This window comes from Methanobrevibacter sp. AbM4 (assembly GCF_000404165.1).
Taxonomy (GTDB): Archaea; Methanobacteriota; Methanobacteria; order Methanobacteriales; family Methanobacteriaceae; genus Methanarmilla; species Methanarmilla boviskoreani.
Genome location: NC_021355.1, coordinates 1,596,262 through 1,619,293, shown reverse-complemented (window position 1 = coordinate 1,619,293; position 23,032 = coordinate 1,596,262). Strand labels below are relative to the sequence as shown.

23 protein-coding genes are annotated in these 23,032 nt (G+C 29.6%); 13 read left to right on the top strand and 10 right to left on the bottom strand.

What is annotated here, in order from left to right; translation table 11 throughout:
- Positions 1-185: 185 nt before the first annotated feature.
- Positions 186-1,154 carry an alpha/beta hydrolase gene (locus ABM4_RS06860; protein WP_016358955.1) on the top strand — a complete coding sequence of 323 codons (969 nt, stop codon included), beginning with the start codon at positions 186-188 and terminating at the stop codon, positions 1,152-1,154.
- Positions 1,155-1,389: 235 nt separating this feature from the next.
- Here ABM4_RS06860 and dtd read toward each other — a convergent pair whose 3' ends face one another.
- Together dtd and ABM4_RS06850 are read right to left on the bottom strand one after the other, a co-directional pair.
- Positions 1,390-1,836 (bottom strand): D-aminoacyl-tRNA deacylase, encoded by a 447-nt coding sequence (dtd, locus tag ABM4_RS06855; RefSeq protein WP_016358954.1) that lies wholly within the window; start codon positions 1,834-1,836, stop codon positions 1,390-1,392.
- Positions 1,837-1,870: 34 nt separating this feature from the next.
- On the bottom strand, positions 1,871-4,474 hold the full coding sequence (locus ABM4_RS06850; RefSeq protein ID WP_016358953.1) for an ATP-dependent helicase: 2,604 nt from the start codon (positions 4,472-4,474) through the stop codon (positions 1,871-1,873).
- Positions 4,475-4,763: 289 nt separating this feature from the next.
- Between ABM4_RS06850 and ABM4_RS06845 the strand changes: the two genes are divergently transcribed.
- Together ABM4_RS06845 and ABM4_RS06840 are read left to right on the top strand one after the other, a co-directional pair.
- A complete protein-coding gene (locus tag ABM4_RS06845) occupies positions 4,764-5,615 on the top strand; it encodes a HEAT repeat domain-containing protein (RefSeq protein WP_016358952.1) in 852 nt (283 codons plus the stop codon).
- 65 nt (positions 5,616-5,680) lie between these two features.
- Positions 5,681-6,496, top strand: coding sequence for a DUF169 domain-containing protein (locus ABM4_RS06840; RefSeq protein WP_016358951.1), 816 nt, complete (start codon positions 5,681-5,683; stop codon positions 6,494-6,496).
- A 65-nt stretch (positions 6,497-6,561) separates the two neighbouring features.
- Here ABM4_RS06840 and ABM4_RS06835 read toward each other — a convergent pair whose 3' ends face one another.
- Complete coding sequence (locus ABM4_RS06835; protein WP_016358950.1) at positions 6,562-7,392, bottom strand: carbon-nitrogen hydrolase family protein; 831 nt, start codon at positions 7,390-7,392, stop codon at positions 6,562-6,564.
- Positions 7,393-7,506: 114 nt separating this feature from the next.
- Between ABM4_RS06835 and ABM4_RS06830 the strand changes: the two genes are divergently transcribed.
- On the top strand, positions 7,507-7,998 hold the full coding sequence (locus ABM4_RS06830) for a hypothetical protein (protein ID WP_016358949.1): 492 nt from the start codon (positions 7,507-7,509) through the stop codon (positions 7,996-7,998).
- 268 nt (positions 7,999-8,266) lie between these two features.
- On the opposite strand, the gene ABM4_RS06825 is transcribed toward ABM4_RS06830, so the two are convergent.
- Both ABM4_RS06825 and nucS read right to left on the bottom strand, forming a co-directional pair.
- Positions 8,267-8,662 (bottom strand): zinc-ribbon domain-containing protein, encoded by a 396-nt coding sequence (locus tag ABM4_RS06825; RefSeq protein ID WP_016358948.1) that lies wholly within the window; start codon positions 8,660-8,662, stop codon positions 8,267-8,269.
- A gap of 18 nt (positions 8,663-8,680) precedes the next feature.
- On the bottom strand, positions 8,681-9,463 hold the full coding sequence (nucS, locus tag ABM4_RS06820) for an endonuclease NucS (RefSeq protein WP_016358947.1): 783 nt from the start codon (positions 9,461-9,463) through the stop codon (positions 8,681-8,683).
- 121 nt (positions 9,464-9,584) lie between these two features.
- Between nucS and ABM4_RS06815 the strand changes: the two genes are divergently transcribed.
- Positions 9,585-10,577, top strand: a complete 993-nt coding sequence (locus tag ABM4_RS06815) for an alpha/beta fold hydrolase (RefSeq protein ID WP_016358946.1) — start codon at positions 9,585-9,587, stop codon at positions 10,575-10,577.
- Positions 10,578-10,614: 37 nt separating this feature from the next.
- The gene (locus ABM4_RS06810; protein WP_016358945.1) at positions 10,615-10,899 is read left to right on the top strand and encodes a DUF5750 family protein; all 285 of its coding nucleotides are present in this window, start codon (positions 10,615-10,617) and stop codon (positions 10,897-10,899) included.
- A 326-nt stretch (positions 10,900-11,225) separates the two neighbouring features.
- Here ABM4_RS06810 and nadA read toward each other — a convergent pair whose 3' ends face one another.
- From nadA to rnz, 3 genes are all read right to left on the bottom strand, one after another.
- The gene (gene nadA / locus ABM4_RS06805) at positions 11,226-12,140 is read right to left on the bottom strand and encodes a quinolinate synthase NadA (protein ID WP_016358944.1); all 915 of its coding nucleotides are present in this window, start codon (positions 12,138-12,140) and stop codon (positions 11,226-11,228) included.
- Between the two features lie 231 nt (positions 12,141-12,371).
- Complete coding sequence (locus ABM4_RS06800) at positions 12,372-13,166, bottom strand: mechanosensitive ion channel family protein (RefSeq protein ID WP_016358943.1); 795 nt, start codon at positions 13,164-13,166, stop codon at positions 12,372-12,374.
- Positions 13,167-13,324: 158 nt separating this feature from the next.
- Positions 13,325-14,218: a ribonuclease Z gene (gene rnz, locus ABM4_RS06795; protein ID WP_016358942.1), complete on the bottom strand. Its 894-nt coding sequence runs from the start codon at positions 14,216-14,218 to the stop codon at positions 13,325-13,327.
- A gap of 226 nt (positions 14,219-14,444) precedes the next feature.
- On the opposite strand from rnz, the gene nadC reads away from it, so the two are divergent.
- The 3 genes from nadC (at position 14,445) to ABM4_RS06780 (ending at position 16,460) form a co-directional block, all read left to right on the top strand.
- On the top strand, positions 14,445-15,287 hold the full coding sequence (gene nadC, locus ABM4_RS06790) for a carboxylating nicotinate-nucleotide diphosphorylase (RefSeq protein ID WP_016358941.1): 843 nt from the start codon (positions 14,445-14,447) through the stop codon (positions 15,285-15,287).
- 18 nt (positions 15,288-15,305) lie between these two features.
- Positions 15,306-15,629: a multidrug efflux SMR transporter gene (locus ABM4_RS06785; protein WP_016358940.1), complete on the top strand. Its 324-nt coding sequence runs from the start codon at positions 15,306-15,308 to the stop codon at positions 15,627-15,629.
- A 336-nt stretch (positions 15,630-15,965) separates the two neighbouring features.
- Complete coding sequence (locus tag ABM4_RS06780; protein WP_016358939.1) at positions 15,966-16,460, top strand: hypothetical protein; 495 nt, start codon at positions 15,966-15,968, stop codon at positions 16,458-16,460.
- A 445-nt stretch (positions 16,461-16,905) separates the two neighbouring features.
- On the opposite strand, the gene ABM4_RS06775 is transcribed toward ABM4_RS06780, so the two are convergent.
- Positions 16,906-17,490 carry a ZPR1 zinc finger domain-containing protein gene (locus ABM4_RS06775; RefSeq protein WP_016358938.1) on the bottom strand — a complete coding sequence of 195 codons (585 nt, stop codon included), beginning with the start codon at positions 17,488-17,490 and terminating at the stop codon, positions 16,906-16,908.
- Between the two features lie 235 nt (positions 17,491-17,725).
- Here ABM4_RS06775 and ABM4_RS06770 point away from each other — a divergent pair, with 235 nt between their 5' ends.
- A complete protein-coding gene (locus tag ABM4_RS06770; protein ID WP_016358937.1) occupies positions 17,726-18,775 on the top strand; it encodes a DUF1611 domain-containing protein in 1,050 nt (349 codons plus the stop codon).
- A gap of 3 nt (positions 18,776-18,778) precedes the next feature.
- Positions 18,779-19,249 carry a cell division protein SepF gene (locus ABM4_RS08925; RefSeq protein ID WP_016358936.1) on the top strand — a complete coding sequence of 157 codons (471 nt, stop codon included), beginning with the start codon at positions 18,779-18,781 and terminating at the stop codon, positions 19,247-19,249.
- A gap of 323 nt (positions 19,250-19,572) precedes the next feature.
- Here ABM4_RS08925 and ABM4_RS06760 read toward each other — a convergent pair whose 3' ends face one another.
- Positions 19,573-20,328, bottom strand: coding sequence for a TatD family hydrolase (locus ABM4_RS06760; protein WP_016358935.1), 756 nt, complete (start codon positions 20,326-20,328; stop codon positions 19,573-19,575).
- Positions 20,329-21,079: 751 nt separating this feature from the next.
- Between ABM4_RS06760 and ABM4_RS06755 the strand changes: the two genes are divergently transcribed.
- Together ABM4_RS06755 and ABM4_RS06750 are read left to right on the top strand one after the other, a co-directional pair.
- Positions 21,080-21,940, top strand: coding sequence for an ArsR family transcriptional regulator (locus ABM4_RS06755; protein WP_016358934.1), 861 nt, complete (start codon positions 21,080-21,082; stop codon positions 21,938-21,940).
- A gap of 35 nt (positions 21,941-21,975) precedes the next feature.
- Positions 21,976-22,797 carry a winged helix-turn-helix domain-containing protein gene (locus tag ABM4_RS06750; RefSeq protein ID WP_016358933.1) on the top strand — a complete coding sequence of 274 codons (822 nt, stop codon included), beginning with the start codon at positions 21,976-21,978 and terminating at the stop codon, positions 22,795-22,797.
- The last annotated feature ends 235 nt before the right edge of the window (positions 22,798-23,032 follow it).

Genomic DNA, 23,032 nt, shown 5'->3' with positions numbered 1-23,032 from the left:
TATTTCAAAACTTTACTTGTTTTCGTCGATTTTTTATAATCTTAAATCTTTATATATTCATGATTTTTAAAAAATGAATAAATATATATAGAATAAAATTTTTATATGTATATATAGGATTAATTAGATTTGTGAATTTTTTTTAAAAATTTTTTTATTATTTTAAAATTGTTAATGGTGATAGTATGAGTGAAAAATTAGAGTTAACAAGTAAGTGGGATAAAGTATTTCCAGAAAATGATAAGGTAAATCATAAAAAGGTTACATTTACAAATAGATTCGGCATAACCTTAGCTGCAGATTTATATGAACCTAAAGATTATGAAGGTAAATTGGCAGCCATTGCAATATCTGGACCATTCGGTGCTGTTAAAGAACAATCTTCTGGTTTATATGCTCAGATACTAGCTGAAAGGGGATTTTTAACCATTGCCTTTGATCCATCATTTACTGGAGAAAGTGGAGGTAATCCACGTAATGTGGCATCTATTGATATTAATACTGAGGATTTCCAAGCAGCTGTAGATTTCTTATCCGTTCGGGATAATGTGGATTCTGAAAGAATTGGAATTTTAGGAATTTGTGGCTGGGGTGGAATGGCCCTTAACGCAGCAGCTATTGATACTAGAATTAAAGCCACGGTTACCTCAACAATGTATGATATGCCTAGAGTAACGGCTTATGGTTATTTTGATTCTGTTGATGAAAATGGAAGGTATGAAATGAAAAAAGAGTTAAACAACCAAAGAACCGATGATTTTAAGAATGGTACCTATAAAAGGGCAGGAGGGGTTGTAGATCCTGTACCTGAAGATGCTCCTCTTTTTGTAAAACAATACCATGATTATTATAAAACTGAACGTGGTTATCATAAACGTTCCTTAAATTCCAATGGTGGTTGGAATGTTACATCTTCATTATCATTAATCAACACTCCAATATTGAGATTTGGGGATGAAATTAAAAGTCCAATTTTAATGATACATGGTGAAGATGCACATTCCTGTTACTTTAGTAGGGATTGTTTTGAAAAATTATCTGGGGATAATAAAGAATTATATATTATTCCAGGTGCTGTGCATGTGGATTTATATGATAATCTTGATGTCATCCCATTTGATAAGATTGAAAAATTCTATAAAGATAACCTATAAATATTCTTAATTAATTTTAGGTATCTATCTTTAACTTTCTATCGGATTATAATTTTTATTTTAATTGAATTTTTAATTATTTTTTATTTTATTTTATTTTATTTTATTTTATTTTATTTTATTTTATTTTATTTTATTTTATTTGATAAATTATGATGTTTTAATTTAGTTAAACCTAAATTTAATTTATCTTTAATTTATTTTCTAAATTATGGTATTCTGGTTTAGTTAAACCTTAATCATCGAACTCCTTTTCCATAATGATGGTAACCGGCCCATAATTTCTAAGATTGATGTCCATAAACCCTCCAAACTCACCAGTTTCAACGGGAATATGTTCACCACATTTTCTAGTAAAATAATTGAATAATTCCTCTGCCTTTTCACCATTCATGGCTCTTGCAAATGACGGTCTGTTGTTGTGGCTTGTATCTCCATATAATGTGAAATTTGGAATTAAAAGTACTTCACCTTCAATATCTTGTATGGATAAGTTCATTCTACCATTGCCATCTTCAAAGACTCTTAATCTCAATAATTTTCTTACAAGATAATCCGCTTCCTTTTCTGTGTCATTTTCCTCAATACCTATAAGAACCATATAACCTTTGCCGATCTTACCAACTACCTCATCATCAACTTTAACACTTGCTGACTTGACTCTTTGAATTACCAATCTCATTATCTCACCTTTAGTTTAAGAATTTGTCCTGTATTTAATCATATTCATTTTTTAATTTCTCTTTAATTTCCTTTAAAATAGCTTTATGCATTCTTTTTGTAAATTCTACTTTGTCATTTTGATTTAATACATCCAAATAACCTTGTGAAACTAGATTAAATGCAAATGGGCTAGGAATTACTGTGTTGATTGTTTTAATTTCCATGTCTTTGTTTTCAACTGCCTTTATTACTTCTAAAGCATTTTCCATATCCATATAATCCTCTGTAACTTCTCTTCTCGCCTCATTTAATATTGGGAAGTTATTGTCCATTTCCTGAACATATTTAAGTAATATCTTCCCCCTTACTTGCTGGCGACCAACTGATTTATTATTTCCCTTATAATGTCTTAGTGTCATAAGTGATCTTCCAGCACAGTCTCTAAATCTATGTGCCAGTGTTTCGGTTTTGTCAAGGGACTTTATTAAAATTTTTTCAAAATTTTCAGTATTCAATTTCTCAAATGATTCAAGACCACCAATAGTGCCTTTATCGGCACTTAAATAAAATCCATTATCTGAAATTGATATTGTTACATTTGTATTATAGTCTCTTGCTGCAATATAAGCTGTTGCACGTGAAAGTGCATCATTTACTTTTCTACCAAAGAGGGAGTGGAAAACCACAAAGCGTTTTCCTCCAAATCCTTTATAATATTCAATTACTAATTTTTTATAGGAGGAAATCTCCCCATATAGGAATTGTTCATTAAAATATTCGTAGATAGAATTTGCTGCAAAATCATCAACATATAGATATTCATGTATATAATTTAAAACATCTTCTTTTCCCTTGTTATACTGGAGTTTAGTTTCCATATTGGCTCTAAATTTCTGAATATCTAATGCCAGATCATAGGATAGGGGTAATTGTTGGGAAAACCATCGTGGTATGGTTGGAGGTCCTCCTGCAGGTGAAGCATATGCAACTGTTCCTTTCGAATATTTGAATTTGAGGGTTGTACCTCCTAAAACAAATGTATCTCCAGGTTTTAGTCTATCAAGGAAATAGTCCTCAATCCTTCCAACAACTTCACCATCACATTTTACAAGTACGCCTGACCTGTCAGGTATGGTTCCAATATTTGTGGAATATAAGACACGTGCTAGTTTTCCACGTTTTCCAAATGTGTTTTCCTTATAGTCAATCCATATCTTTGGATAGACATATCTTTCCTCAAGTGGCGTATACTCTCCTGCAAGATAGCTTAATACATCTTCATAGTCATCACGTGATAAATCCTTATAGCAATAACTTTTTCTTATAATGTCGTATGCATAATCTATATCCCATGGATTTTCAATGGCCATTCCATAAATGTGTTGTGCCAGGACATCTAAACAGTTAGTGGGGATATTGATTCTATCAATTCTACCTTCTTTTGCATCTTTTAAAAGTACGCTGCACTCTACAAGATCATCCCTATCTGTTACAATTATTCTTCCTTTGGATTTTTCATGTAGTCTATGACCGCTTCTTCCAATTCTTTGAAGTGCACGGGATACAGATTTCGGTGAGTTTATAAGTATTACAAGATCGATGTATCCAATATCAATACCAAGTTCTAGGGATGTTGAAGATACCACGGCTTTTAATTTACCATCCTTTAGTTTTTCCTCTGTTTTAAGTCTGATTTCTTTTGAAAGTGAGGAGTGGTGGGCCATTATGTTATTGTTATTATAATGATCTGGAAACATTTTCTTAAGGTTATATACAAAACTCTCGGTACCGCTTCTTGTGTTTGTAAAGATGAGTGTTGTTTCATGTTCCTGAATTAAATCATCCACTATTACATACATCCCGACACGGGTATCCTCATTGTCCGCAATGACAATATCACTTACAGGACTCATAACCTCAAGGTCTAATTCTTTAAGGTAGTTTATGTCTATTAGTTTACAGTTTCTTTCAACACCATATTCACATCCAACAAGAAACCTTCCTATTTCTTTAAGGGGGGCGACTGTTGCAGATAAACCTATTCTTACAAATCCTCCAACAAGGGCATTTAATCTTTCAAGAGATAAACTTAAATGTGTTCCTCTTTTGTTATTTGCAAGGGAATGTATCTCGTCAATTATCACATATCTAACATGGGATAATTTCTCTCTGAATTTAGGTGCTACAAGTAAAATGGCCAAGGTTTCCGGTGTTGTAATAAGAATGTGTGGCGGTTTTTTAAGCATTTTTTGTCTTTGATATTGGGTGGTATCTCCTGTTCTTATTGCTTTTCTAATTCCTAATTCCTTTTTGGATATCCTTTCAATCTCCCTTAATGGCTCATCTAGGTTCTTTTCAATATCGTTGTCTAATGCCTTAAGGGGGGAAATATAGATACAGTACACTTTATCCTCAAGTTCCCCTTTATCTGCTAAGGTAGTTAGTTCGGATATAATTGATAAGAATGCTGTTAAAGTTTTTCCAGAACCAGTTGGTGAGGATATAAGAACATTATTCTTCTTATGGATTTCAGGAATGGCACGTTTTTGAGCGGGAGTAAAGTCGTCAAAGTTTTTATCAAACCACTCACGAACCCATGGGTGAAGAATTTCATAAATCTCTTCCTTGGAGTATTCCTTGTTCTGTTTCTTAATCATTTTTATCAAATATTAATTTTTTTCTAAAAAATAGATGAAATTCTATGTAATATTTTAAAAATATTGTTTATATAAATTTTATTTATTCAAATGCTTTAAAATATTTTTTCGAAAAATATTAATAAATTAATTAATAAATTAAATCTAATTAGCATTTATTGAAGTTATATATTATTTAGATAGAATTTAATAGTATATGAGTTAATATGAGATGTATATTATTGATTAAAATTATATTTCTATTATTTTTGATTTTTAATCTATATAACCACTGTTATGAGGTATTGTTATGGGAAAATACACTGTTGAAGAAGCGATTTTAAAACTTAAAGATGATGATGTGGAGATAAGAAAGGATGCTGTTAAAAGTTTAGATGGAGTAACTGATGAGGCAGCTATTGATCCTTTAATTGAAGCAACTACTGATGATAATGCACAAGTAAGATTTAAAGCTGCCCAAACCTTGGGAAACATGGGTGATTTGGCAGTTGATAAATTAATTGCTAAATTTAATAATGCATCTGGTCAGGATAAAAGATTTTTAACCTTTGCACTTAAGGAAACATATAGTGATAAAACGATTGATGCCCTTGTAAGTGCTGTTGATGATGAGGATTTTGGTGTTAGAAAAACAGCTATTAGGGGTTTAGGTTCACTTCAAGCAAGAGATAAGATGGATGATATTGCAAAGGGTCTTGAAGATGATGACTGGGGTGTAAGACTTTCAGCTATTTATGCACTGGGAGATCTTGCAACACCGGAATCAGTTGCACTTATTAAAAAGGCAAGACGTGCTGAGAAGGATGAAGATTTTAAGAAATCTTGTAAGAAAGCACTTAAAAAAGCAGATAAATTAATGAAATTAGGAGCTAAACCTACAGTATCTAAAGCAAAACCTATGAAAGATATTAAAGCTTTAGAGAAAGAAGATCCCGAGGAAGCTGCAAGGGAATATGAAATACATATTAAGGAAGGTGCTAAAAGTCAGGAACCTTATAAAAGAGCGGCTATTATCTACCGTAAGACAAACAGGTATGACGATGAGGTAAGGGTTTTAAATACAGCTATCGAAAATTTATCTAGATTAAATCCTGGAAAAGAGGAATGGTTCCAGAAAAGATTGGACAAACTTACAAAATAATCTTTTTTTATTTCTATAATTAATCAACTTTTTTGATTTTACTATTTTTTTCGGGTTATGATAATATGGATTCTAAGATTGCAAATTTATTGGGATGTAGTTTTAAACCTATTGTACTTGTTAAAACCAATGAAAAACCTGATGGTGCTATAGGACCTAAATCAAATAAGGGAAGATCCTGTATAATGAGCTATTTAAATAAAGTTATATTTGATAGGCAAACGGTTGTTTTTGAAAAGAATACTACCTCCTGTAATGGGGGACTTACTGGTTTAGGTTTTGGTAATGGTTTTAAGGAAGGTGAACCAGGTATAGATATTTATGCATCATTCTTATCAACAGGTCTTAAGGATGCAAAAGATAAAAAGAACTATCAAAAATTCTGTAGCGAAAAACCGCCTGCTGTACGTGATATGTTTGAATGTGGTGAGAGAATATATTCCAATTATAATCAGGCATATGAATTTATGGATAAAAAGGTTCCAATATATAATAACCCGGAAAAATATGTTGTATTTAAACCCTTTGAAGATTTAAAAGATGGAGAAATAGCTGATTCGATTATATTTATTGTAAATCCTATGGAACTGTCAGTTCTGCTCCAATTTGATACCTCTTTAAGGGATGAAGTTAATCATGTCATGACTCCTCAAAGTTCTGCATGTCAATCAATTGGAATCTATGTATTTGATGAGGCAGAAAAGGAAGACTCTCATGGAGTCTTAGGTCTACTTGATCTGGCTGGACGACGTGCCATGAAGGAACCTATAAAAAGTCAATACTTTACTTTTGCCATTCCATGGAAATTATACTTAAAATATCTTGATAATATGGAATGTTCTTATTTGGACGGTCCCGTTTGGAAAAGTATGAGGAAATAATTTTTTTTTACTTGGAGACTTATATTGATTGTCAGCTTGAAGTGATATAATTCTATTTTATTAAGCTACTTCCTTTTATTTATTTCATATAGGTCCCTACGTCTATTTTTTAAAACAGGAATCTCTTCTCTTACGGTTTCGATTTTATCTAAATCAATATCCACTATTTTTAACTCCTCTTCATATCCACATTCACTTATTATATCTCCCCAGGGACTTGCTACAAGTGAATGTCCAAAGGAATTATAATTGGCATCTTTGTTTAATGCCGGTGCAACACCAATTGTATAGACCTGATTATCTAATGCCCTTGATTTAAAAAGAGTTTCCCAGTGTGCAGGTCCTGTTGTTAGATTAAATGCTCCAGGATAAATAAGAATATCTGCCCCCTCAAGGGTAAGTATACGTGCAAGTTCTACAAAACGTATGTCATAGCATATTCCAAGTCCAATTTTTCCAAATGTCGTGTTAACTATATTAAAACTATCTCCCGGACTTAATGTATCTGATTCCTTAAATGATATCTGACCTTTGACATCAATGTCAAATAAATGCATCTTTTTGTGGTTCCCTATAATGTTGCCTGTGTTGTCAAAGAAATAACTGCTATTGTATATTCTATCATTGATCTTTTCAGGAATTGACCCCGCTAAAATGTAGACATCTTCCTCTTTGGCTGTTTTACCAATGGCCCTAAGCGTTTTACTGTCATCCTTTTCCTCAGCATACTCAATAAATTTGCTGTTTTCATATGGACAGTTAAACATCTCTGGCAGTATTGCAAGGTCTACATCCCTCTTACAGGCCTCCTTAATCATGGATATTGCATTTTCAATATTCTTGTCTTTATCATCCACTACATTGATTTGACAAAGTCCGACTTTTAAGTTTACCATCATATCTCCCCACACTATAATATAAGTTAATATTTGTAGATTGATTTAATAAAAGTTTTATTAATGGCTTGATAGAATATATTAATAATTAAAATTCTTAAAGGAATAGTTATTATGGCCGATGAAACTTATACAATTAAATGTAGTAATATAGATTATGCAATTTATAAAGTAGGTAATTGGAAAAATGAGTATAAATTAAATCTTGTTGGAACATCTGATGAAATTCCTGTTACTAATGTTACTAAAAAACATGTGTTGTTTAATATGGAAGAGATTAGAAAATCCGAGTTTGATATGGGCGGTAGGAAAGTCAATGGTATTGTGGCTTTGGGAAGTCAATTGAATCCTGAGCTATCTTCAATGTCTGTTGATGATCTGGTAGCCCTTGAGAGCAAGGAATATGATAACATTATTAAAGAAATCAATGATTTGGAACTTTTAGACGATGATGTGGAGATAGATCTTGCAACCGACCAATATCTGATATATAAATTAGTTAAGGAGCAACACAGTATTACAGCTTCAAAACCTGCAAATCAGTTTACTGTAAACCATCACATGGAAGAGATTAAAAAGTTACAAAAACAAGCTAATCAAGAGTAGTCATACTCTTAGTTATTGGTTTATGGGCTTTTCAGTGTCTGGTTCTTTTCATATTTTATTTATATACATTTTTCAGACATGCTTTTAATTCATATATTATAAACTTGTCCTATTTAATTAGAAACCAATTTTTATTTTCATTAATCTGAAACTAATAATTTTTATTTTTGCCTGTTTAAAATATATCTTATCTATTAAAGATGAGACTATCTTTAAAATCATATTATCCATATTATTTAAACAGCTATTAGATTCCTTATTTTATTAACTATCTGATTCTAAACATGGATAACATTAAAAGGACGGATATGACAAATCCCACAACACATATAACAAGTTGTATATATCCATGTTTTCTAAGGTTTTTATTAGGTGAATTAATTAAATAAAATGGTAAAAACAATCCGAAGAAACCAAAGACACCAATATTACTTAATGAACTAATTAGGAGTAGTGGAATCCAGCCCCATCCAAATATGATAGCTAAAATATAACTTATTAAAATAAGATTGTGGTGGTCTTCCGGATAAAGGGTATCTGCTTGATTGAAACTATTTTCTTTGTTAAATTCATCTGGATTTTCTTCATTTAATGGGTTTCCACAGTAATTGCAATATCTTGCCCAGTCCTCATTTACTGTACCACAATGCTTACATCTTTTCATATTATCCCTTAATCATTTTTATAAGAAACTATCTAATGTTGTTTTTTTATCCCTTTTTAATTCCTTTGGAGGTTCACATTCTACAAATTCAATACCTTCCTCTTCAATCATTTCCTTTGCATCCTCATCGATTTTAGGTCCTACAAGAAGGCCTCTTATTTTTTTCTTCTCAACTCCAAGTCTAAGGGATCTATTTTCTGTATTGGTTAAATCATCAATATATCTCTTTATCTGTTTTACGGCACTTATTCCAATTTTACGAGATTTTAATTCAAGAATCATTAGATTTCCATCGGAATCTTTTCCAAGAATATCAATAAAACCATGTTCGACATTGTATTCCCTGTCTGTTGGTTTAAATCCTTCCTCAATGATATGGGGATTTTCCATGATCATATCCCCCATGTCCTTCTCATAACCTGCCTGTTCAAGTTCCTCATAATCCTCGACAACCGCATAGGTTCCGATAAATGTTTTTTCAATCAAAACCTCTAATCTTTCCTTAGGGGTTCTACGATTGCTTTCTATTATGACTTTGCCGTCCCGAATAAATACTCTTGTTTTTGATTTAGGTGGCTGCCAATTTACAGGTTCGACCTTTCTATCCTGGTGTACTAGAAATGATCCGTCAGGTTTTATTAGAATCATACGTTCACCATATCCAAGTTGACTAAGTGCCCTTCCCTCATATTCAACTTTACAGTAGGTAAACAAAGTTATCATGGCTTTTTTACGAAGACCTGCCTCAATTAAATCATAGGTTTCTTCTGTATTAGGTTCTTCAATAGTTTTATAATTCATCTATCATATCTTTCTTAATTTTATTTAATAAATTTAGTTATTTTATTGGAATTTGTAAAGTTAAAATATTTATAATTAAATCTTGAAAGATAATATTGATTTATTGCTGTGAGGTTTAAGATTGTTTAAGGATATTGATTTTGATAAGGCAGAATATTTCACGTTGGATAAGTTTCAATTTTTAAATGGTGAAACACTTGAAGATGTTGATGTGGAATATATCACAATAGGCACTCCAATATATGATGGGGAAGGTAATATCACTAATGCGGTAATTTATTGCCATGGCTCCGATGGGGATTATGGTTCAATAAGGCGTATTGAAAATATCACTGGCCCCGGGGAGGTATTTGATACTGATAAACTATTTTTCATATCATTAAGTGCTTTAGGTTCTCCGAGATCTCTTTCACCATCAATGACAGATTTAAAAGGTGACTTTCCCCATTATACGATTTTGGATATGGTTGATTTTCAAAGGGAATTTTTAATGGAAAAATTCAATATTGAACATGTTAAAGGCATAATTGGAAATTCGATGGGCGGTTTTACGGCTTTGACATGGGCATCATATTATCCTGATACGGTGGACTTCGTCATTTCCCTTGTAAGCAGTTACAAGGTAGGGGGCCATAACTATGCCCTTTCACGTATAATGGACGACATTGTAAAGACATGTCCTGATTACAATAATGGAGACTATATTGAAACCGAGGAATTAAATAGGACATTTAGACTTGCAAATGAAATAATGTTTAATTATGGTTTTTCAAGACAGCACTACAGAAACAGAACCAACATGGAAATAGATCAGGACATTGAGGACATGCTTGCCGATGAGAGTCTTGATGATATTAATGACATTGTTTATAGAAATGAGGCTACCTTGGATTATGATATTGGAGATAGATTAAAGGATATTGCGGCTAGGGTTTTAATTATTGCGATTAATCAGGATCAATATTTCCCACCGGAATTAGATGCAATACCTATGGATAAAATGATTAGGGATTCAAAACTTGTAATTTTTGATTCAATCAATGGCCATATCGGATCCCGTGAACTGGATAAAGTTGAGGATGACATTAAAGAATTCATGTCTCAGTTCTATTAATTGGAAATTTAATGATATTTGATTTTAAGTGTTTATTATGATGGATGTAAATATTACAAACTATGGTACTTTAGAAAAAAATAGGAACTTTATAGTTTATACGGTATCCAATCTTGATGATAGGTCTTTAAAATATTTGTCTGAAAATCTGGAAGATGAACATACTGTTGAAGATGGTAAATTGGTTATCACCATGTATTTTACAGATAAGTACTATCCTTTTATTTCTGATTTGGCTCACTATCGTTTCGATGATTTTAAAGCCCGTGAAGAAATAGAGATGCTTGTATATCTTTCAGGATTTCTTGAGGATATCCTATAAAAATAGCTATTTTGATTTTTCCATAAGAAACTTATATCTTTTTAAAAATTCTTATTGCTAAAATTAGTATCTTGATTAAAGAAATATTATCAATTATTGTTTCTATCATATTGTATAAATATTTAGAAATAGTAGAGTATTAGAAAAGGGGGTGAATATCTAATTATTTAAAAAAAGTTTAAATATGCACTCTACTATTTTCAATAAATATTGGGCTAGTTAATATAAGCCCTTTATTAATATATCTTTTTTACTATTTAAAACTAGTATCTGAAATTTTATTTTGAAACTAAATAAAAAGATGTAAAAATAATCTTTAAATGGGATTATTTGGAAGCTTCTAACATCCTTTCAACAGATTTTCTACATTTTTCGGCTAATTCGTCACTTAACTTAATTTCAGGTTCCTCATTTTCAAGACACTCTTTAATCAATTTAAGTGTGTGTAATTTCATAGTTCCACATACGGCATCCTCACGTAAAGGATAATATTCCTTATCCGGAACTTCAAGTTCAAGTCTTGATATCATGTCTACTTCTGTACCAAGTACAAATACACCGTCATTTTCTTTAACGTGTTTCATCATTCCACCGGTACTTAATACATAATCTGCGGCATCTTGAACCTCTTTATTACATTCCGGATGAACAATAATCTGTGCATCAGGGTATTTTTCTCTTGCCTTTTCAATGTCTTCTATTGTAAACATCTTATGGACAAAACAGTGTCCGTCTCCTGGAATAGGTATGATCTTTTTGTCGGTAAACTGTTCTGTATATTTTGCAAGATTTGTATCTGGTCCAAATAGTACGGTGTCCTCATCAATTGTGTTTATAACCTTCTTAGCATTTCCGGATGTTACAAGAATATCACTTTCAGCTTTTGCATCTGCTGTACTGTTTACATATAATGCTACAGCAGCATCGGGATATTGTTTTTTAGCTTCCCTTATCTGATCTGCAGATAACATATTTGCCATTGGACAGTCTGCCTCGGCATTTGGAATTAAAATCTTTTTATTGGGATTTAATATATAGGCTGTTTCTGCCATAAAGTCCACACCACAGAAAACGACAATATCCTTGTCTTCAATCTGGCTTGCTTTTTGACACAACTCTAAGGAGTCTCCAATAAAATCTGCAATTTCCTGAACTTTCTTTTTTTGATAGTTGTGTGCAAGTATTATTGCATTTTTCTCTTCTTTTAATTCTATTATCTCTTTTTGTAAGTCATTTAACATTCTTCATCACTTGAATTTTTTTGATTTTTACATCTCTTTATTAAAAAATAATATTTTTTTAAACTATTAATTTTTATTGTATTTAGTGGTTTATATACTTAATTGATTTATAGTATAATATAAAATTTTGAAAATTTTTAAAAACAGCTAAAAATCTTTTATTTTAGATTTAAAGTAAAAATAGGAATTTTCAAAAATTTTGAAAATTCAGATTATAAAAAAATTTTAATTTTATTGTATTTTGTCTGGTTTCGGATTATCTTTGTTGGCCATTTCATTTAACACTTTTCTTGCAGTGTTTGCAATAATCAATCGATATTTTTCCATATTTTCCTTATCGGTAATTTCAATTGATAATTTTCCATTAACCCCAAATTCATTAATATCTAAAACGACCAGCTTATTATTTTTTTTATTCAATACAAAATCAAACTTCTCACATTCCCTGATAACTTTCCTCTCAAAGTCCTCAGTATCAATGGAATGATTTATTAGAATTGGTAATGTGAGCTTTACAGTATGTTCATTAGTATTGTTTTTATATACCTTTGAACTTAACAGGGAGTTTGGAACAGTTACCACCACATTATCGGCAGTTAGAAGCGTAAGTTTTCTAAAGGTAATGTCTGTTACAACACCTTTAACATTTTCAACCACAATCTCATCTCCAACCTTAATGGTTTTATCCGTTACAAGGAACATACCGCTCATAAAGTTAGAAATGATATCCTTTGCCGCAAAACCTATTATAATACCTACAATTCCAATACTTACTAATATTCCTTGAACGTTAATCCCATAAATATCTAAGATAAGTATTATCGCCACAAAGTAAATAATGTACTGTAATAAATCCCTTATGAGATAAGGTAAAGTCATGTCGATTTCGGTTTTTCTTTTAAGATGTTTTAATGTATAAGTAATTAATCTTAAAAGAACTGTGGAGAATATGATTATTATGATAACAAAAAACACTTTTTCATATGCATTTTGGGGATTTGTTATCATTGTAATTATATTCAACATTGTAGCACCTTTATCGATTTTTATAAAAATAATATACTATTAAGTTTATTGAAACTCTTAATATTTAACTTATTTTCCTATTATCTAATTTCAATATTTAATCTCTAATTTAGATTTCAGGTCCTGGGCTATTTCAGTATCAGTTTCTAGTTTCTAATTTAAATTTCAATGGTCATAAAGTCATGGGCTATTTCAGTATTTTTAAAAACTTCCTGGGCCTCTTTTAGATGTGGCTTTAAATTCGTATAGCGATTACTAAAGTGGGTTATAATCAATTTTTCCACATTTGCCTCTTTTGCAATCTTTGCAGCTTCAAGTGCTGTTGAATGACCATTTTCAATAGCTTTATCTTTATCTGTTTCAATAAACGTTCCTTCATGAATAAGAAGTGAGCTGTCTTTGGCTAGCTTAACCATGTTTTTACAGGGTCTTGTATCACCGGAGTAAGTTAATTTCTTACCTTTACGTGGCGGACCTAAAACTTGTTCGGGCTTTATGATCTTTCCATTAACCTCTATGGTTTCTCCATTGTGTAGGCGTCCGAAATCAGGTCCGACCTCAACTCCAAGTTCAATGGCCTTTTCCCTTAAAAATCTAGGTTTTTTCTTCTCTTCAATGGAATAGGAATAATTCACTTGGTTATGCTTTGTTTTTATTGTTTTGATTATGTACTCCTCTGTTTCGATTAATGTTCCTTCCTCAACCTCAATAATATTAACCTCATAATTTACAGGATTAATGCCATTGTTAAACAGACAATTTTTAATTTTTAGAAGTCCCTTAGGTCCATAGATATATAATGGTTTTTCCCTTCCCCTGAATCCCATGGATTGTATAAGTCCCGGAAGACCTAAAATATGATCTCCATGGAGATGGCTTATAAAAATCTTATCTATTTTCATAGGTGAGATGTTTGTAAAGTTTAATTGTCTTTGAGTTCCTTCACCACAATCGAATAGGAATGTTTCACCGAATCCTTTAACAGCTATTGATGTATGGTTTCTATTTTTTGAAGGAATTGCAGAAGCTGTTCCTAAAAACGTTATTTCCATTTTATCCCTTTTAAAAAATCTGAAATTTTATAAAGATATTGTGTTCTTAAATTTTAGAAGGTTCTATACATCTTAAAATAGTTTATTTTATTAGTAAACCTTTAAATTCTAAAATCTATACTCTTGTTTATAAAATTATTAGTATATGTTAGTATAATATATATTTGTATAAAATAATATTTTTTTCTAATATTGATGGATTTTTATAAATTAAAATCGTGATTATATGGATGGATTTATTGAAGATATGTTAAAAGAGGATAAAGGTTTTGGAGATATTACCTCTGAAGCATTAATACCAAAAGATCAAGAAATTTATGCAATTATTGTATCTAAAGATGTAGGTGTAGCTGCAGGAATGGATATTGTTGAGGAGATGTTTCTTGAGGAAGGAATCAAAACAGTTAAATTAGTTGAAGACGGAAATTTAATTGAAAAGGGAGATATATTATTTAAATTAAAAGGTAATGCCCGTAAAATACTGCTTCTTGAGAGAACAGCATTGAATATTACAATGAGGATGTCTGGCGTTGCAACAGCTACCAATGACATTTGTAGAAAGGTACATGATGTGAATCCTAATCTCCGTATTGCAGGAACACGTAAGACATCTCCGGGTTTTTCAATATTTGATAAAGAGGCTATAACTATTGGTGGGGGAGATTCCCATCGTTATGGTCTGGATGATATGGTTTTAATTAAGGATAATCATATTGCAGCTGTTGGATCTGTTGAGGAGGCTTTAAAAAGAGCATTAGATAATGTCAGTTTCTCTAAAAAAATAGAGATTGAAGTCGAAACTATTGAGGATGCAATAAATGTTGCTGGTTTGGGTGCGGATATTATAATGCTCGATAACTTCTATCCAGATAAGGCTCAGGAGTGTATCGAAAAATTAGAAGAACTCGATTTAAGGGACAATGTTTTAATTGAAATCTCCGGTGGAATTACATCAGATAATATTATGGATTATGCAAAGCTCAATATAGATATTATATCATTAGGTGCATTAACCCACTCTACACGAAGCTTGGATTATAGTTTAAAGGTTGTAAAATCTTTAGATTAATTTTAATTGAGGTATATTATGAATCCATGGATCTACTTATGTATAGCGGGAATTTTTGAAATGTTGTGGGCTGTTTCATTAAAGCTTTCAGATAGTTTTACTAAGATTGTTCCCACAATCGGATTTATCATTTCATTGATTCTAAGCATGCTGTTTTTATCATTTTCTTACAGGTCTATTCCAATGGGTACAGCATATGCATGTTGGACCGCAATTGGTGCTGTAAGTATATGTATTGTTGGAATGATTTTCTTTAATGAACCTATGGATCTGATTAGAATATTCTTTTTATCTCTTGTAATAGTTGGAATTGTAGGTTTAAAACTTACTACTCCCTCTTAAAACATTTTCTGCTATTTCTATACATATTTTTTAATCACTATTTTTTTTATTAAAACTGTAATTGTTTCTCATTTTTCAATGATTTTATAAAAGTTAAATATCAAAATTCTATACTTTTCATTATATTAATTTTGGCTATAATAATTTTAATATGTGATAATATATCTATAAAAATAATGATATTTTCTTTTAAATAAACATTATATTTATATATTATTTTAAACATAATTAATAGTAGATATTGGTAAGATTAACTTTTTACTTGAATTTTTTAGTGAAGTTTTCTTATTTTCAATATAGTATTTTTTATTTTAAAAAATTTTTAGGAGTCTAAATATGGCTGAAGATTTTGATGAAAATGAATTTAATGGTGAAGAAAACATTGAAACTGAGGAAGTTAATGAAACAGTTGTGGATGCAGGAGTTGATTCTGAAGAAGAAGAGGATGAATCTTTACCATTTGCTAAAGCTGAAGTTGTTCGTTTAATGAAAGAAAACCTTGATGATGACAAAATGATTAAGGAAAGGGTTAAAGTAGAAATGAACAAATTTTTAGGCGACATTCTTAAAAATGTATGTGTACAATTAAATGAATATCCATATACCACTATTCAATATGAAATGTTAAAAGAATGTATTTACCCATACACTAATGTCAAAAGAATTAATCAAGAAAAACAAAGAATTCTATTACATCTCGATGCAATCAAAGCAGATTGTGATGCATTATCCATGGATGTAAAAAGAACCTTTAAAATAAAAGATACTCCTGAGGAAGAGGAAAACTTAAGTGTCTTTGGGGAAGATGACAGTGAATTTAATGAAGAATAATTAAATTCATTTTATCTTTTTTTATTTTAAACCAACTATTAATTTTTAAACGATTAATTCTATTTTTTATTAATTTATTATTATTTAAATAATTTTTTTTATTTTAAACCAACTATCATTCGATATTAATCTTATTTTTATATTTTAATTCTTGTTTTTGAATTGATAAATCAATTGGAATCTATTTTTACCGTTGTTTTTTTTTAATCCTATTGAATCTAGCTGATTATTAATTTTAAAAGAAGTATTGTATTTAAAAGTCAATTAATAGTATTGGTTTTTCGGTATATATAAAAAAATACTTTGAAAATCAGTTAAAAGGAATTTAATTTGCTGTTTAATATTGGTATTAAAAAAAGTAATTTAAATAGTCAAAGGGAATTTAACTATTTACTATTATATTGAAAAAAATTATAATTGGAATTGGTAGGAACGATAAGGAAGATTAATCCTCCTTATCTATGTCATCTTTATCTAATATTGTAAAACCTGTTGTAAGGTTTTCAAGCTCCTCTTCAGTTAAAGGAACTGTTTCGGCTTTAAGATCAGCTATTTTACTTTGACCATATGGGTCTTGTATAATCAAAGTAGCCTCAACCTCACCTTCTAAAATATTGTCTAAGAAATTTCTGGTTGTTTCAATATTTTTAATTGATTCCTCATCATCGTAAAGTGCTTTTGCTCTTTGTGTTGCACTTATAAATCGTGTAATAACTCCTTCAACATTGGATACATATCCTTGTGATTTTGGGCCGGGTTCTACTTTTATTCCTGCCTCAGGTATTGAAACAGTGGAAGTTTGTGATCTTACTACCCTGGAATCCAGGTTGTCTTTACTTATCTTTAGTATGTGTTTTGCAGGATCATTTTTCTCAACAGACATTACATCACTATGTTTAAATCCACAGTGTTCGCATTGAATTGAGCTTTCTACAACTTCTCCAAAGTAGGGGATGTTTGTAGTATCAATCTTGGATATGGCTCCATTTTTCACACCACAAACTGGACAATCAATTCTCATTTCAGCCATGTAATCACCTCATTAAAATTTGAATTTAATTTTTTTTAAAATTAATTTTTGTTTATTTTTTAGATAATGTATTTGCTAATATATAAACATATGATTATATAATAATATTTAATAATAATAAAATAAATAAATTTACTCAGTAAGAATTATAATCTAATTTTATACATATTTTGTATATAAATTTATTTTTATTGTAATTATCTTAGATTTTATAAAATATTTTAGGAGTGGTACATTGTTTTCTATAGCTTCAGTTAAAGAAATTCAAAACTTAAATCCATTTATAGTTGTTGGATGTGGGGGAGGAGGTGAAAAATTCTCCAATCTTGAAGGTGTTGAAACAGTAGGATTTATTGATGATGATGTAAATAAACAAGGTACAGAATTTATGGGCTTTACAGTGGCAGACTCTTTAGATGCTGCATTGAAACAAGATAATTCAGCTAAAAGTATAGCTATCATGTTACCTATTGGTGCTGAAGGTTCTGCACTTAAATATGCAGTACAGGCTATTGATGCAGGCTTGAATGTTATCTGTTCATTTAGATCATTATCTGTTCAAGATAATATTTCATTAGTTAAATTTGCAAATTCTAAAGGGGTAGTAATTAAAGAAATTAATTCCAGATTGGATGTTGTTAAAAAAATAATGGGGGTAGCTCCTGAGAGAGCTACTGAAGTTTTACCTAAAATCTCTTATGCTCCTAAGGCTAAAGTCGTATTGGTTGGAGGAACTTCCCAAGAATGTGGTAAAAGAACCACTACCAGACTTTTAGGTCAGGAAGCTAGAAATAGGGGTATGAAGGTAGGAATTATTTCAACAGATGAAATGGGATTAGAACCACCTACAGATTTTAATTTTAGGGCAGGTAGTCTATCCGTTATGGATGTTCCTGCTGCTGTATTAGGTGCAATTAAATATATTGATGAGAGAGATGATCCTGAGATTATTTTTGTGGAAAGTCAATCTAGTTTAACTGAAGACGGAAACCCACACCCAAGAGGTCTATCTGCTTCAATCTTGGTTGGTGCTCATCCGGATGCAGTCATTGTCGGTCACAGACCAAACCATCCATACCGTGAGCCTAGAGGCATTGAAAATGAAATAAGAGCTATTGAAGCTGTTGAACCTACAAAAGTTGTTGGTCTTTCAATCAACCTTAGAAATGCAGACGATTTAAAACTGGAAGATTTTGAAGAGAAGTATAATTTACCTGCTGTAGATATGCGTAATGGTGGCGCTCCTAAATTATTAGATGCAATTTTAGATTATTTTGAGGAATAGAAAATGAGTTTTGTAGATGATTTGAAAAGGAGTTTGGGATTTGAAGGTTCTCAAAATCAGCAAAACAATGTAAGAACCAATCCTAATGATCTTTCTTATGGTGCTAGATCCTCACCACAATATAATTCCGGTAGCAATGGGGTTAATCAATTCTATAATTATACTAACTATAATTCATATGATGATGACTTCTCAATTACACCGGAACAAAGTTTATATGAAATTATTTTAATTAAACCTGAGGATACCGATGATATGGATTATGTTTTCGATCAGGTATGTGAAGAAAATAATCCTGTAATTATTGATCTGTCCAGATTAATTAAAAATAATCGTGGAGACTTTAGAATAGCTGGTGAAATGCTTAAATCACTTAGAAAAGATTATAATGCTCAAGCTATTTTACTTAATAAAAGTTCAGATAAAACTTTAATCCTTATAACTCCGGAAAAAGTTAATGTTGTTAAAAAATAGTTTTTAAAACTTTTTTTTAATATTTTAAATTATTTTAAGGATTTTTAATTAATTACCATTCTATTTTTTTCTGTTTTACTTTTTTTATATTCTTTATAAAAACTATTATTTTGTAGAGTTAATTCTCTGTGTTTGTTTTAATGTTTAATTTTTTTAGATATTGTATTTTTAAAATTATTTTATGGTGCTTTTTTTTAAAGATTGGCAATATGATTTTACTGACTATACTAAAATATAAAAATAAGTTTTTTTTATGGAATTATTTATTCTACTTGTGCAAGTTTTTAAAAAAGAGAGTTTTATCTAAAAAGAAAAAAGAAAGATTAAATTTTAAAGAATTTCTCAGCATTCTTATGTGAAACCTTCTTGATATCCTTTTTAGGATATCCTAGTTTTTTAAGTGTTCTGACGGTAAGTGGAACAGATAATGGATTGGAAGGTTTATTACTAATGTCACTATTTAACAAGAATTTTTTAAAGCCATGTTCGTCCAGAATATCAACAGCTTCAGATACTTCCATTTTCTGAGGCTGTACTGTAAGGCCTAATGTAAAATCCTCATCAATCACATCATTAACCACATCTTTATTAACATGATCTATTACAACAAGTTTAGGGTCTATTGTATCTAGAACAATACTTTTGATTTCTTTTAATACCTCTTTTTTATGTTTTCTAGGTGTATGTATGATAACTTTAGTATTTGTCTCATCAGCTATTTTTAATTGATCTATAAAAACCTTGATTTCTTGATCTGTCAAATCCTCAAGACCAATTTCTCCAATTGCGACTATCTGTTTTTTCTCAATATACTTGTATAAATTTTCATAAATTAAATCAGGTTTAATATTTGCATTTGCAGGATGAATACCTAATGCTACCTTAAGATCAAGACCATATTCTGCCGCACGTTTAGTATCATATTTTAAGATTCTTTCAAGATGGTTTAAGTATACTGTTTCATTCATTAATTTATATGGATAGAATGCACAGGTAATTGCTGTATCAATTCCGCTTACATACATCTTTTCAAAATCTTCACTACTTCTTGAATCACAATGTGTGTGAGTATCAATCATATTTACCACTTCAGATAATGATATGTATTTTATAAACTTAAAGCTTTATTTTTTTATATAATTCCTTTAAATTTACTTGTTAGAAAATATTCCTTTTAATTTTAATTGGCGTATTTTGTATAGAATTACTTGAATAATCCTATAATAGACTATCTTATTTTTTATATGTTTTGTTTAAATTTTTTTATAGTTTTTAATCTTTTTTTAGTTTTTAATTATTTAATATAATTTAAATCTCCTCTTTAAATTTAATTATCTCTATATTTTATTGGACTTTATTTGAATATCCTTTTTAAATCATGTGATTTTTTTAAAATAATGCTAATTTTTTTATTCTGTCTAATTGGCTTATTTTTTAATATTTTAAATTTAGATTTATTTTTTATAAAAAATCTTCAATTATATTTTATCTATTGACGTTTTATAATGGTTTATTTCTTATTTTTTAATTTTTCATTGAAAACTTCTAAGAAAATTGCTTATTTAATACTGTTTGATATACATCGAACCATGAAAGTTTTTATAACTTTTAGAAAAAGCTTTATATATTAATTTCTACAACTTTTATTTGATTATTATTAATATCTTTAATAATTATTTTTAAAACACTTTTAATATAATTGCTTAAACATGATTTGTTTTAATAAAATTTCTCAGGTTTAAGAATTTTTTCATTTTTGATATCAAGGGTTTGTTTTATTTTATATGTAATTTTCATTTTTTAATCTAAAAAATTAAGAGGTAAAACGAAATGAAAACATTTAAAAAAACATGTGGTGGATTATTGAAAGATGAATATATTGATAAACTAAATGCTATCTGGGATGAGATTTCAACAATTTCCAATCCTAATAGGATTAGAATTTTATATTTCCTTTTTAATCAAGAACAGGCTAATGTAAAAGAGATACATGAGAAAGTTAATCTAAGCTATCCGACAATAAGCAATAACTTTAAAGTTTTACTTAAAGAGGAGTATGTTTTTAAACATAAATCCTATTATTATGTTGGCGCAAGTGGAAAGATTAAGTTGCAGCTACTCTTTAAACTAACGGATATTTTTAATATTGCAGATAATTATCAGTATATTTTAGCGAATCATATTGTGGATGATTTTTCAATAGACAATATCTTAAGTTTTAACTATCTAAAAGATTCTAAATTAATGCAAATATCCAGAAAAGATGTTTTTGCAATAGATAAACTATTAATTGATAATATGAAAAACAGTAAGTTTCTCTATTTTATATTCTCAGAACTTAATCTAAGATATGTTGAGATAATTTCCGAATTATTGAGTGAACATATTCCCGTAAAACTGATTATCCCCCAAGAGATTAGGGTTAAATTTATAGATAGTTTTGATAGGGATCTTATTAACAAAGCCTTCATGGATAAAAGATTTTACTTTCTTGCGACCTCCGATAAGATTCATTTAAACCTTTTTGTAAATGATTTTATGATGGCTTTCAATTTATTCCATGAAACAGGAATAGTTGATAAGAATAATGTAATCATATCTAACAATGATTTGTCTTTAAAATGGGCTAAATCTGTTTTTAATAATTGTTTTGAAAAGGGTGGAATAAAATACGGCTCATTGGCTGAATGATATTGGTTTTACATTAGATGTTTTAAAGTGATAATATGACTAATTTTAACTTTGATTTAAACATTAAATTAAATAAAATATTAAGATCTCATATTAAATCATTAATATTTCTGGATATTATTGAAGGATCTAAAACAATGAATGATTTGAAAAAACACGGTTTTGGCTCATCTGTTTCTAATGCTTTAAAGTTTTTAGAGGATAATCAGATGATAAGGATAAACAAGGATGGGCTCTATGTTCTATCATCTGAGGGTAAAATTGTGGCTGTAAACTTTATAAATTTTTTAGATTGTTGGCCTAATAGGGATATGGATCTTTTTTGGGATAATCATAGGATAGAACAAATTCCCTTAAATCTTTTTAATGATCTATATCTTTTAAAAGATTCTAAACTACAAAAATATGATAATTTATATCCTGATAAATCCTTTAGAATATATGAGGAACTTGTCTTGAATTCTGATAAACTTGATTCAATACTTTCTATCTGTTCGCCAGAACATATTAAAATACTGTGTGATTTTGTAAAATCCTCTTCTGATTTTAAACTTAATCTAATTATTAACAACGAAATCTTAGAAGAGTTATTATTAAATTACAGGGATTTTCTGAAACTATTAATGGAATCAGATGATGTGAATATTTATATTCCGGAAAGTGACTTCAACTTCTTTTTAAATATCGGAAATAATTTCATGTCATTAAATCTTTTTGATTTTAATTTAAACTGTGATATTGGGAACATGATGTATGGTAAATCTGTAGAAAATATTAGGTGGGCCCGTAAACTATTCAAGCATTGTTTGGATAATTCAAAACCATTGGATGAGGTGTTTATCAATAATTTAAAATAGTAAAATAGTTTTATTAGTTTGAATGGAGTGTTTATCAATAATTTAAAATGGTAAAGTGGTTTTATTATTGGCTAAACCAGTTAAATGATTCTATTGTTTAATAGGTATAATAATGAATGGTTTTCTATTAAATTAAATCAGTTAAAAAATATTAAAACTAGTAGATTATTTTATTATTGGTTAAAATATATTAAAAAAAGTTTTATTTTAAGAAATTAGTAGTTTGCTATTAATT